Source organism: Kitasatospora sp. NPDC001539 (assembly GCF_040298565.1).
GTDB lineage: Bacteria > Actinomycetota > Actinomycetes > Streptomycetales > Streptomycetaceae > Kitasatospora.
The window spans coordinates 22,258-34,158 of the sequence record NZ_JBEPAK010000049.1; the positions used below are offsets into that span (position 1 = coordinate 22,258).

General features: G+C 72.4%; 11 protein-coding genes. 7 read left to right on the forward strand and 4 right to left on the reverse strand.

Going from position 1 to position 11,901, the window contains the following annotated elements; translation table 11 throughout:
* Positions 1-74: 74 nt before the first annotated feature.
* Positions 75-1,475, reverse strand: coding sequence for a DUF2252 domain-containing protein (locus ABT247_RS11100; protein ID WP_502892431.1), 1,401 nt, complete (start codon positions 1,473-1,475; stop codon positions 75-77).
* A 145-nt stretch (positions 1,476-1,620) separates the two neighbouring features.
* On the opposite strand from ABT247_RS11100, the gene ABT247_RS11105 reads away from it, so the two are divergent.
* Positions 1,621-2,061: a DUF2809 domain-containing protein gene (locus ABT247_RS11105; RefSeq protein ID WP_350741232.1), complete on the forward strand. Its 441-nt coding sequence runs from the start codon at positions 1,621-1,623 to the stop codon at positions 2,059-2,061.
* Between the two features lie 7 nt (positions 2,062-2,068).
* On the opposite strand, the gene ABT247_RS11110 is transcribed toward ABT247_RS11105, so the two are convergent.
* On the reverse strand, positions 2,069-2,851 hold the full coding sequence (locus tag ABT247_RS11110; RefSeq protein ID WP_350741234.1) for an SGNH/GDSL hydrolase family protein: 783 nt from the start codon (positions 2,849-2,851) through the stop codon (positions 2,069-2,071).
* 300 nt (positions 2,852-3,151) lie between these two features.
* On the opposite strand from ABT247_RS11110, the gene ABT247_RS11115 reads away from it, so the two are divergent.
* From ABT247_RS11115 to ABT247_RS11135, 5 genes are all read left to right on the forward strand, one after another.
* Complete coding sequence (locus ABT247_RS11115) at positions 3,152-4,039, forward strand: 4Fe-4S domain-containing protein (protein ID WP_350741252.1); 888 nt, start codon at positions 3,152-3,154, stop codon at positions 4,037-4,039.
* A gap of 160 nt (positions 4,040-4,199) precedes the next feature.
* Positions 4,200-5,024, forward strand: coding sequence for a dimethylargininase (gene ddaH, locus ABT247_RS11120; RefSeq protein ID WP_350741236.1), 825 nt, complete (start codon positions 4,200-4,202; stop codon positions 5,022-5,024).
* A 302-nt stretch (positions 5,025-5,326) separates the two neighbouring features.
* Positions 5,327-5,728: a hypothetical protein gene (locus tag ABT247_RS11125; RefSeq protein ID WP_350741238.1), complete on the forward strand. Its 402-nt coding sequence runs from the start codon at positions 5,327-5,329 to the stop codon at positions 5,726-5,728.
* 4 nt (positions 5,729-5,732) lie between these two features.
* On the forward strand, positions 5,733-7,496 hold the full coding sequence (locus tag ABT247_RS11130) for an alpha/beta hydrolase (protein WP_350741240.1): 1,764 nt from the start codon (positions 5,733-5,735) through the stop codon (positions 7,494-7,496).
* Between the two features lie 23 nt (positions 7,497-7,519).
* Positions 7,520-8,020: a hypothetical protein gene (locus ABT247_RS11135; protein ID WP_350741242.1), complete on the forward strand. Its 501-nt coding sequence runs from the start codon at positions 7,520-7,522 to the stop codon at positions 8,018-8,020.
* 174 nt (positions 8,021-8,194) lie between these two features.
* Here ABT247_RS11135 and ABT247_RS11140 read toward each other — a convergent pair whose 3' ends face one another.
* Positions 8,195-9,376 (reverse strand): globin domain-containing protein, encoded by a 1,182-nt coding sequence (locus tag ABT247_RS11140; protein WP_350741244.1) that lies wholly within the window; start codon positions 9,374-9,376, stop codon positions 8,195-8,197.
* Between the two features lie 74 nt (positions 9,377-9,450).
* The gene (locus ABT247_RS11145) at positions 9,451-9,894 is read right to left on the reverse strand and encodes an RrF2 family transcriptional regulator (protein ID WP_350741246.1); all 444 of its coding nucleotides are present in this window, start codon (positions 9,892-9,894) and stop codon (positions 9,451-9,453) included.
* Between the two features lie 282 nt (positions 9,895-10,176).
* On the opposite strand from ABT247_RS11145, the gene ABT247_RS11150 reads away from it, so the two are divergent.
* Positions 10,177-11,814 carry a YVTN family beta-propeller repeat protein gene (locus tag ABT247_RS11150; RefSeq protein ID WP_350741248.1) on the forward strand — a complete coding sequence of 546 codons (1,638 nt, stop codon included), beginning with the start codon at positions 10,177-10,179 and terminating at the stop codon, positions 11,812-11,814.
* Positions 11,815-11,901 lie beyond the last annotated feature (87 nt).

Here is an 11,901-nt window from a genome sequence, read left to right on the forward strand (position 1 = left end):
CGGCTGCGGATGCCCGACGGTCGCGGGTGCGGACCGTCCCCCCGCCGACGGGCAGACGGTCCGCCGCTGCCCCGCTACACGCCGGACTCCGCGGGCAGCCGCCCGCTGCGCACGGCCGCGACCAGCTCGGCGTGGTCGGCCTCGGTGCGGTCCGCGTACGCCACGGCGAACGCGGCGACCGCCTCGTCCAGTGCCTCGCTCTTTCCGCAGTACCCGGCCAGCAGCTCGGGGTCGGCGGTGTGGGCGTGCGCCCGGGCGAGCAGGGCGCCGGTGATCCGGGCGTAGTCGTCCAGTTGGTCGGGCAGCAGCGCGGCCGGGTCGACGCTGCCCTTGCGGTTGCGGAACTGCCGCACCTGGCAGGGGAGTCCGTCGACGGTCGTCCAGCCGAGCAGGGTGTCGCTGACCACCTGCATGTGCTTCTGGCCGAGCACGACCCGCCTGCCCTCGTGCTGCCGTTCCGCCCGCGCGGCGCCGTCGAGGTGCGGCAGCAGCACGGACGGGCGGGCCTCCTTCACCTGGAGCACCAGGGGCTGGTCCCGGTGGTCGGTGAGCAGCACCACGTAGGAGCGGGTGCCGACACTGCCGGTGCCCACCACCCGGAACGCCACGTCCTGCACCCGGTAGCGGGACAGCAGGGTGCGCACCTCGGGGGGCACCGTCGCCACGTACGGGCCGAGTGCCTCGGCCACCGCCCGGGCGGTCGCGTCGGTCACCTCGGTGAGCACCGGCGCGGCCGCGGTGAAGCGCCAACCGCCGTCCGCGGTCCGGGTGGTGCTGCGGGCGGCGAACCGGGCGCTGGTGTTGCCGAGCGCCTTCGCGCCGACCTTCCGGAGGACGTCGGTGAGGTCGTGGGCGTCGGCGAAGGACACCAACTGCTCGTCCGCCACGGCGTTCCAGGCGTCCAGTGAGGGCAGCTTGGCGAGCGTGCGCACCGTCCGGCGGTACGCGCCGGCCGCGTGCTGGGCGGCCGCCCGGGCGGTGGTCTCGCTCGCCCCCGTCTCCCGGCCGGCCAGCACCAGGCTGGTGGCCAGGCGCTTGAGGTCCCACTCCCACGGGCCGGGCACGGTCTCGTCGAAGTCGTTGATGTCCATGACCAGTTGGCCGCGCGCATCGCCGTAGAGGCCGAAGTTCGCCGCGTGGGCGTCCCCGCACAGCTGGGCGTCCACACCGCTCACGGGCGTGCCGGCCAGGTCGGCGGCCATCAGCCCGGCCGAGCCGCGCAGGAAGGCGAACGGCGTGGTGGCCATCCGGCCGACCCGGATCGGCACCAGCTCCGGTATCCGTCCGGCGTTGGAGGCCTCGATGGCCTCCACGGCGGTCGGCCGGCCGGCAGCGGTCGCGAACTCCGCGTGCCGCTCCCGCGGCACCCGCCGCCGCAGGGCCTTCCCGCGTTCCCGCGCCCGTCCGTCCCGGTCGGTCGCGAACCCGTCCACCGCGAACCGCCGCCGCACCTCGGTGCCTCTGCCGTCTGCCACTGCTCCCCGCCCGTACGTTCCGTTCGATCCGGCCCGTGACCTGCACGGACCGGTCCATCGGGGGGTAGGGACGTCCGGCGCGGCGCGGTGGTTCCTCACGCGGGCGCCGGGATCGGGCGCGGCGGCCGCGGGGTAGCGTGGGCGGGTGGACGATCTTCGGAGGGGGCCGGCCTCGCGCGTTCCGGCCGCCGCTGCGGCGGGCCTGACCGTGGCCGCGGGCCTCGGGGTGCGGGCCGGGGCGGCGGCCCTCGGGGTGCGGGCCGGGGCGGTGGGCGAGGTCGCCAAGTACGCGGGCGACGCGCTCTACACCGTCCTGGTGTACGCCCTGGTGGTGCTGGTCGCGCCGGCGGTGCGCCCGGCGCGGGCGGCCCTGTGGGCAGCGGCGGTGAGCTGGGCGGTGGAGCTGTTCCAGGCCACCGGGCTGCCGGAGGCGTGGGGCCGGCACAGCGGGCTGGTGCAGCTGGTCCTCGGGTCGACCTTCGATCCACCGGATCTCGCCTGGTACCCGGTCGGCGCGCTCGGTGCCGCCCTGGTCCACCGGGCGCTGCGGGCGCAGCGCGCCACAGCGCCCGGTGGGAGCGGCTGATCAACCGTCAGAGCGGCAGCAGCTCGGGGCGCTTGGGCTCGACGTGGTCGCCCGAGGACTCGCCGCGCAGGCGCCGGCCGACCCATGGGAGCAGGTACTCGCGGGCCCACTGGAGGTCCGCCCGCCGCTGGTCGGCGGGGGACAGGACGGGCGCGGCCGGCCAGGGGGCCTCCGGGTCCTGCGCGGTGGCCAGGCCCAGCGAGCGGGCGGCCAGCAGGGCCACCCGCTGGTGGCCGTCGGGGGAGAGGTGCAGCCGGTCCTCGCTCCAGGCGCGGCGGTCCTGCACGGCGCGCAGGGACCACAGGTCGGCCACCTTGCAGCCGTAGCGGTCGGCGACGGCCCGCATGTGCCCGTTGTAGGTGGCGATCTTGCCGCGCAGGTGCTTGAGCAGCGGCACGTCCTTGGTGTCGAAGCCGGTGCAGATCAGCACCGTCCCGGCGGACACGGAGAGTTGGGCGATGGCCGCCTCGAATCGCTCGGCGACCTCGTCCGGGTCGCTGCCGGGCCGCAGGATGTCGTTCCCGCCGGCGCAGAAGGTGACCAGGTCGGGCTGGAGCCGGCGGACCTGCGGCACCTGCTCGGCCACGATCTGGTCCAGCAGCCGCCCGCGCACCGCCAGGTTCGCGTAGCGGAACGCGCCCGGCGGCCGCCCCTCGGCGAGCATCCCGGCCAGGCGGTCGGCCCAGCCGGCGAAGGCGCCGTCCGCACCGGGGTCGTTCAGGCCCTCGGTGAAGCTGTCGCCCAGGGCGGCATACGAACTGAGGTCAAGGGTCTCCTGGAGGTTCGGCATGAAGAAGATAGTTCACTGAATCAAGTGACCTACGCCACCGTAGGTCATGCCGCGCGCGCGTGAGATGGGCCACGTACCCCGCGCCGGTCGGCCGCGGCCCGCAGAGCGCCGCAGTCGGAAAACCACAAGATCCTTGCCCCCTTCCCGTTTTGGGCCCGAACGGACGATGCTCGAGGGGTGCGGCCGACCGGCCGCCGTCCTTCCAGGGGGAAGCCAGCCGTGAGCCTTTCCGAGCACCCGGACCCGACCGAGAACCCGTCCGCCGGTACCGCGGACCCGACGACCGACGCGGACCCGACCATCGCCGGGGACCCGACCGCCGACGAGCACTGGACCATCGACGACCGCTGCACCAACTGCGACGTCGCCCGCCAACTCGCGCCCGACCTGATCGTCGAGCGTGCCCGCACCTCCGAACTGCTCCGCCAGCCGCGCGACGAAGCCGAGCGCCGGCAACTGCTCGCCGCCGCGCACGCCTGCCCGACCCGCTCCATCCGCCCCGGGAGCGGCCGGCTCGACCCGGCCACCGACCCGTTCCCGCTCGCCCTGGACGACGGGGTGCTGCTGCTCGGCCACAACTCCCGCCGCACCGCGGGCGCCAACTCCTACCTGTGCCGCCGTCCGACCGGCTGGGTGATGATCGACACGCCCCGCTACAGCGAGGGCCTCGCCGCCCGCTACGAGGCGCTCGGCCCGGTCACCGACGTGCTGCTCACCCACCGCGACCACGCCGCCCACGGCCGCGCGTACGCCGACCGCCTGGGCGCCCGGCTCTGGATCCACGAGGGCGACCTCGCGTACGCCCCCGACGCGGACCGGGTGCTGCGCGGCACCGACCCGGTCGAGGTCTCCCCCGGCCTGGTCGCCCACCCCTTCCCCGGGCACACCCTCGGCAGCGTCCTGTACGTCGCCGACGAGCGCTACTGCTTCAGCGGCGACAGCCTGTACTGGTCCCGCACCAACCAGGACATCGAGGTGCAGGAGGCGGTGACCTGGTACTCGATCGAGGAGCAGTCCGCCTCGCTGGACCGCAGCCTGGGCGCGCTGCGCTTCGAGTGGCTGCTGCCCGGCCACGGCGACAAGCGCCGGATGTCCGCCGAGGAGGCCGACCGCCGTCTGCGCGCCCTGGCCGTCCGCGCCCGGGAGTTGCGCACCGAGCCGGTGGACTTCGCCGCCGTGCGCTGGTAGCCGCCGGGCAGGGGCATGCGTGCGCCGGGGCTCGCGCCGGGTGCGCGGGGGGTTGCACCCGGCCGGGGCGCCCGCGCGGGTGTGCGAACGGGAGCGGCTGGGCAGCGGCCTCTGGGGCGGGGTGCACCCCGCATTCCGGCGACCCGAGGACGGTTGAGCGATGCCCACGCAGACCCCGGCGCGTACGGCGCGGCCGCGCCGCTACCTGATGTGCCGGCCGACGTACTTCACGGTGGACTACGCGATCAACCCGTGGATGGACCCGGCGCAGCCCACCGACACCGCGCTGGCTGTGCGCCAGTGGGAGCGGCTCTACTGGGCGTACCGCCGCCTCGGCCACACCGTCGAGCTGATCGAACCGGTGCCGGGGCTGCCCGACATGGTGTACGCCGCCAACGGCGCCACCGTGCTGGACGGCCGGGCCCTGGTGGCGACCTTCCGCCACCCGGAGCGGGCCGCCGAGTCCGAGGCCTACCAGGCCTGGTTCCGCGCGCACGGCTTCCGCGCGGTGCACCGGGCCCGGCACGTCAACGAGGGCGAGGGGGACCACCTGGTGGTCGGCCGCCGGGTGCTCGCCGGGACGGGCTTCCGCTCCTCGCGGGCCGCCCACGCCGAGGCGGAGGAGCTGTTCGGCGTGCCGGTGGTCAGCCTCACCCTCGTCGACCCGCGCTTCTACCACCTGGACACCGCGCTCGCCGTGCTCGCCGACGACCACGTCATGTACTACCCGGAGGCCTTCGACGCCGACAGCCGCGCGGCGCTGCGTTCGCTCTACCCGGACGCGATCCTCGCGGACCGGGCCGACGCCGAGGTGTTCGGGCTCAACGCCGTCTCGGACGGCCGCCGGGTGCTGCTGCCGGAGGCCGCCAAGAACCTGGCGGGCCGGCTCGTCGAGCACGGCTACCAGCCGATCCCGGTGGACGTGTCGGAGCTGCTCAAGGGCGGCGGCGGGGCGAAGTGCTGCACCCTGGAGCTCAGGCCGTAGGTGTTCCGTCCCGTGAGGTTGGGGATGCGTGGAGCTCCCGGCCATCGCCTGAGGTCTCTGTCGGTACTCATTTGAGTACGGATACTCAGGTGCCAGTCGGGGGCGCTCGCCTACGGTGGCCGGGAGCCGGGCTTCTCGAACCATCGGGCACGACTGATGGCGCGGGCATCCGGTCACGACCGCTTCATTGATGACTTCGGCGGGCAATCGCGGCCATGGCAACAGTTATTGCCCGGCAGTATTCAGTCAGTTGAACACGGCCCGGCGGCGATCCGGTCCGAAGTATTCGGGGGGAAGAATCCATGGCTGATCCTGACGCGGCTTTGGAGTTCAAGGTCAGTCCGGCCGAGCTGGACGGTTGCGGGCAGAGCGCGCAGCACATCGGAGGCTTGATACCGGGCGAGACGTCGAAGATCTCCGAGCCCTGCAGCCAGGCCGCCGGCACCCTGAAGGGCTGGCTCACGGCCCCCGCGGTGCGCGACTGCGGCACTAACTGGAAGACGCTGCTGGACAAGCTCGCCGGCGACATGGGGGACGTCGGCGCCAAGCTCGCCACTACTGCCGGCTACTACCGTCAGGTCGAGAAGGACATCCACGCGAACCTGCGGAACCCGGCCGCGCCGGTCCCGAACGAGCCGGACCCCTTCGGCACGACCATCGTTCCGGGTCCGGTGAAGCCCGCCAACGCGAAGGCCGCGGAGTAGTCCCGTGGACATCAAGACGCTCTACGACGCGAACATCAACAACATCACTACCGCGAAGAACGCCTTCGATGCGCTCTACTCGGCTTTCGGCCGGCACATCGAGTCCTGGCAGCACGAGGTCGCCGACCGGCTCTCCAACTCGCACTGGACCGGCACCGCAGCGAACCACGCCCAGGCACGAATCCAGTTCCTGGGCACCGAGCTCCAGTCCGCGCACAGCGAGCTCGACTTCGTCAGCAAGGCACTCGCCAAGGCCGCCGAGCAGTTCGCGCTGGCCCAGGCCCACCTGGTGTACGCCCTGGACGACGCCAAGGCCGCGAAGCTCAACGTCGCCACCGACGGCACCATCACCTGGGACAAGGAGCCCACGTCCGCGAACTACGCGGGAGCAGGCGCCGAGACGACCGCGATCGCCATCAGCAACCGCATCACCGCCGCGCTCAACGAGGCCGCCCACGCGGACCAGGAGATCAGCGCCAGGCTGAACCACTTCGCGACCAACGCGAGCAACGGAACCGGCCTCGACGCCGCCACCGTCGCCAAGGACCAGGCCGCCGAGACCGCGCGCGAACAGATACCCCCGGCCGGCACCGACCCAGCGAGCGTCAAGAGCTGGTGGGACGGCCTCACCGACGCCGAGCAGCAGAAGTTCATCCACGACCACCCCGACCAGGTCGGCAACCTCGACGGTGTCCCGGCCACCGCCCGCGACCAGGCCAACCGGATCAACCTGCAGCGCGGCAAGCAGGACCTCCAGCACCAGCTCGACGGCCTCGGCCCTGAGCCGAGTAAGTATCTGAACCGCGCCGAGACCAACGGCGGACCGGTCGAGAACCCCGAATACTCGGCATGGAAGAAGAAGCACGACGACCTCACGGACAAGCTGAAGGGCGTCAAGAGCATCGAGGACAGACTGAACACCAAGGTCGATGACGACCACCCGCCCACGTTCCTGCTGGGTTTCGACACCAAAGGCCACGGTCACGCCATCATCGCGGTCAACAACCCCGACACCGCCGACAACGTTTCGACCTATGTCCCCGGCACCGGAGCGCGTGTCGGAAGTAGCCTCCGCAGCGACATCGAGCGGTCGGACCTGATGGTCGCCTCCGCCAACAAGGCCAACAAGAAAGCCGGAGACCCGAGCACATCTTCGTCGATCACCTGGGTCGGCTACGACGCACCGCAGTCGATCATTCCCGAGGCCGCCGACGACACGTACGCGAAGAACGCGGAGGACAAGCTGAAAAGCTTCGAGAACGGGCTCCACGCCACACATCGGGGGAAGATCGCGAACAACACCATCCTCGCCCACAGCTACGGCACGACGACCGTCGGCTACACCATGCGCGACAAGGGTCTCCCGGTCGACAACGTCGTCCTCATCGCCAGCCCGGGTTGCGGCGTCGAACACGCCAAGGACCTGGGGATCGACCCATCGCGCGTCTACGCCGCGCAGAGCGACGGCGACTCGATCGGGTGGGCCGACGCCGCAGACCCCAAGGGGATGGGGAAGAACGTCCGCGACTACTACGCCGAGATATGGGGCGTCGGAAACCACTACACCGGCGTGGACACCCATGGCGTGCATGTCGGGGGGATCGACACCGACAACCACATGATCCATGGACGACAGACCACCGTCCCCGAGTTCGGTGCGCACATCCTGCCCACCAACCCCAAGGGAGACCACTCCGACTACTGGAACGACGATTCGCCCACCCTGCCGGCCATGGGCGAGATCATCGCCGGAAAGCCGGTCTCATGAGAATTACCGGGTACACCCCCCCGATGAAGCGGGCCACCGCCACCGCCACGCTGCTGATCGCCATGCTGACTCTGAACGCCTGCGGTGCGGCGACCATGGGCGAGCGGTCGAAGCCCACGATCACCTTGGACCAGGCGAAGAAGCAGATCGACGCCTACCTCACGGGCATTCAGGCGAAACTTCCGGTCAAGCCCGTGAAGAGCTCAAGTGATTTCCGCGATCTGGAATGCGATGCCAACGACGTCGGCCCGCACGGAAGGACACAGAGCAGTCGGGAATACGACTTCGGCGATGTCCCCACCGCGCCCAAGGCCGAAGCCGCGAAGGCCTTCCGCGAGTTCCTGACCGGCCAAGGCTTCGAACCGGACACGGACGCCGCCGGATCACGTCCTGACTGGATCAGGATGAGGAACGCGAAGGACAACTTCCTCGCCACCCTGGACGGGACCTCCGACTCCAGCCACGACCTCTCCCTCCGGGTCAGTTCCCCCTGCGTCTGGCCCAACGGGACGCCACCGGCCTAGCACTGCAACGGTGCTTACCGCGGCGGATGTCATGTTTGCTCGTTGGACTGTTCGTGGGTTGCATCAGAGGTCTGCTCACCGGTTCGCTCGGAGCGAGCCCTGCGAGTCGGTGACGGCCTGTATACAGGTCTGTTGGAATCGGTGCAGCCCTCGGCATCAGGACCTCTGGTGGGATCAGACGCCGAGCCAGAGGTCCGGGCCGAACACCTCGTAGTGGACGTCCCTCGCCGGCACGCCCGCCTCGAGCAGCTGGCCGCGGACGGCGCGCAGGAAGGGCAGCGGGCCGCACAGGTAGGCCGTCGTCCCGGCGGGGACGGTGACGGTGGAGAGGTCGACCAGGCCGGTGCGTTCGGCCGGCCACTCGCCGAGCGGCTGCTCGTAGAAGACGTGGGCGGTGGCGTTCGGCAGCTTGGCCGTCAGTTGCTCCAGGTCGGCGCGGAAGGCGTGGCTGAGCTGGTCGCGGTCGCCGTGCACCGACACGACCTGCCGGGTGGAGCCGGTCGTGGCGAGGTGGTCGAGCATCGCGATCATCGGGGTGTTGCCGATGCCCGCGGAGGCGAGCAGGACCGGGCCGTCGCCCTCGGCCAGGAAGACGTCGCCCAGCGGCGGTGCCAGCTCGACGGTGTCGCCGGTGGCCAGGTGGTCGTGCAGGTGGCCGGAGACCTCGCCGCCGGGCTCGCGCTTGACACTGAAGCGCAGCGCGCCGTCGGCGCCGCCGGACAGGCTGTACTGGCGGATCTGGTGGGCGCCGTCGGGCAGTTCGGTGCGGACCGAGACGTACTGGCCGGGCCGGGAGGCCGGGACGGGGCGGCCGTCGGCGGGGCGCACCAGGTAGCTGGTGACGGTCTCGGTCTCCTGGTAGCGGGTGACCACGGTGTACGGGCGCCACAGGTCGGCCGGGTCGCCGCCGGCGGCCGCCTCGACGCGCAGCCGCGCCTCGACGGCCATCAAGGCGTTGGCCATCAGCCAGTACACCTCGTCCCAGGCGGCGGCGACCTCAGGGGTGACGGCCTCGCCGAGCACCTCGACGATCGCCGCGAACAGGTGCTCGTGGACGACCTGGTACTGGTCGTCGGCGATGCCGACCGAGACGTGCTTGTGGGCGATCCGGGCGAGCATCGCGTCCGGCCGCTGGTCGGGATCGGCGAGCAGCGCGGAGGCGAAGGCGGCTATGGAGCCGGCCAGCGCCTGGCGCTGGGTGCCGTTGGCCTGGTTCCCCCGGTTGAAGAGGTCGCGCAGCAGGTCCGGGTGCGCGGCGAACAGCCGGTCGTAGAAGCGCGAGGTGATGTCACCGATCGCGGCGCCCACGGCGGGCAGCGTGGCCTCGACGACCTCGGCGGACTTCGCGGACAGCATCAGACGGGCTCCTGACTGGTATCTGAGATTCGTATTTTCGACCGTGCGGTCGAGCGCGGACCCGGGGGCGGGAATCAGTCGGCGGGCCCGGCCGTGAGGCTGAGCAGGACGGGCCCGGTGGGGGAGGAGACCAGGTCGTCGATGCTGAGCGGATCGAGCGAGGCGAAGAACGCCTCCTGGGCGTTCCGCAGGGCCCCGCGCAGCCGGCAGGCGGCCCGCAGCGGGCACGGCGGGTCGCCCTCGCAGTCGACCACGTCGCCGACCCCCTCCAGTTCGCGCAGCAGCAGCCCGAGCGAACCGGTCCGTCCGGCGAAGGTGAGCATCAGCCCGCCGCCGCGACCGCGCCGGGCCTCCACGACGCCCAGGTGCTGCAGCCTGCTGACCACCTTCGCCGCATGGGTGTACGGCACCGCGACCGCCTCGGCCACCTCGCGGGTGGTCGGGTTGGCGTCCTCACCCAGGACGGCGAGCCGCATGGCGATGCGGAGCGCGATGTCGGTGCTCTTGGTCAGCCTCACGTGCGGAACGCTAACGAATGCGACTCCAGAACTCCAATTTTCCGGCCGGTACCGGCTGAGACCCGGGTCGCGTCCGCACCCGGTGGAGGGGCCCCGTCCGGGTCCGCCCGCCGGCCGCCTTGGTCGCTGCGACCGAATATCGGTCGAATCTGAACAGTTGGCGACATTACCGATCAGTTCCTGACGGGCCGTCAACCTGCCTTCTACGCTTCGTGCGGCTCGGCACCACCCCTTCGAGCCGCCCGTCCCCCGTACCACGGCCCGTTCCTCCGGAGGGATTCCTTGACATCACGTCGTGCACCCAGGCGCACCGGCACGGCGCTGGCGGCGATATCCGCGGCCACCGCCGCCCTGCTGTCCCAGCCCGTGACCGCCGCTGCCGTCGCGCCGCCGCCGGCCGTGGCCGCCCACCTCCCGGTGGCGCCCTACCCGGCGGGGGTGGCGCTCACGCCGGACGGCGCCCGGGCGTACGTCACCAGTCAGAGCACCGGCATGGTGAGCGTCCTGGACACCGCGAGCAGAACCGTGACCGGCACCTTCACCGCCGGCACCGGCTCGTACGCCGTCGAGCTCTCCCCGGACGGGCGCCGGGCCTACCTCACCCACCACCTCGACAACGCGGTCAGCGTGGTGGACACCGCCAGCAACACGGTGACCGCCACCGTCCCGGTCGGCGTCCAGCCCTGGAACCTGGCGCTGTCGCCGGACGGCTCCCGGGCCTACGTCAGCAACGCCGGGGCCGACACGGTCAGCGTGCTGGACACCGCGTCCGACACCGTCAAGGCCACCGTCCCGGTCGGGGCCGAACCGCACGGTCTGGCCGTCTCCCCGGACGGCAGGCGCCTCTACGTGGCCGCCTCCGGCGCCAAGGCGGTGACCGTGGTCGACACCGCGAGCGGCACGGTGAGCGCCACCGTGCCCGTCGGCCACAGCGCCTTCGGCCTGGCGCTCAGCCCCGACGGCAGCCGGCTGTGGGTCGCCGACGGGGACGACAGCACCGCCGCGGTGATCGACACCGGCGCCGGCGCCCTGCTCGGCACCGTGCCGGTCGGCACCGGCCCGTACGCCGTGACCCTGGCCCCGGACGGCTCCGCCGCGTACGTCTCCGACTACGGTGACGACACCCTGAGCGTGATCGACACCGCGAGCCGGACGGTCACCGCGACCGTGCCGGTGGGCGCGAGCCCGTACACCCTGGCGCTGAGCGCGGACGGGCGGCGCGGCTACCTCGCCGACTTCACCGGCAACGCCGTCGACGTGCTGAACTTCCCGCTCCCGGTGCCGGCGGTGACCGGCGTCAGCCCGAACGGCGGCTCCGGAGCGGGCGGCACCACGGTGACCGTCACCGGCACCGACCTGAACGGCGCCACCGCCGTCACCTTCGGCGCGGCCGGCCCGGCCACCTCCTTCAGCTGCACCAGCACCCGCTGCACCGCGACCGCCCCCGCCACCACGGTGACCGGCCCGGTCGACGTCCGGGTCACCACGCCCGGCGGCACCAGCGCCGCCGTCGCCGCCGACCGCTTCACCTACACCGCGCCCAGCGCCCACCTCGGGGTCGCGCTCACCGCGACGCCGGCCACCGGGCGGGTCGACTACACCGTCACCCTCACCGGCCAGGGCCCCGACCCGGTCACCTCGGCCACCGTCTCGGCCGACCTGCCCGCGGGCCTCACCGCGAGCTCCGGCGACTGCACCGTCGCCGCCGGCAAGCTCACCTGCACCCTGAGCACGCCGCTCGCCAAGGGAGCCGGCACCACCCGGCACTTCTCCCTCGGGGTCGGTCTGCTGAACCTGATCCGCACCTGGGACGTCACCGTGGCCCGCACCGGCGGCACCCCCGCCGACCCGTCGCCGGCCACCAGCAAGGACACCCGCAGCTGCACCTCCTTCCTCGGCCTGTCGATCACCTGTCGGTGACCGCCCGCCGGAGGCCCCGCCCCCCCCCCGGGGGGGGGGCGCCGGCGCCCCCGCGCCCCGCCGGGCCCCCGACGCGGCCCCGGCGCC

Coding starts and splice junctions, on each gene's coding strand:
- ABT247_RS11110 (WP_350741234.1), bottom strand. CDS start 2,851: ATGCCGAACCTCCAGGAGACCCTTGACCTCAGTTCGTATGCCGCCCTG.
- ddaH (WP_350741236.1), top strand. CDS start 4,200: ATGCCCACGCAGACCCCGGCGCGTACGGCGCGGCCGCGCCGCTACCTG.
- ABT247_RS11125 (WP_350741238.1), top strand. CDS start 5,327: ATGGCTGATCCTGACGCGGCTTTGGAGTTCAAGGTCAGTCCGGCCGAG.
- ABT247_RS11135 (WP_350741242.1), top strand. CDS start 7,520: ATGAAGCGGGCCACCGCCACCGCCACGCTGCTGATCGCCATGCTGACT.
- ABT247_RS11140 (WP_350741244.1), bottom strand. CDS start 9,376: ATGCTGTCCGCGAAGTCCGCCGAGGTCGTCGAGGCCACGCTGCCCGCC.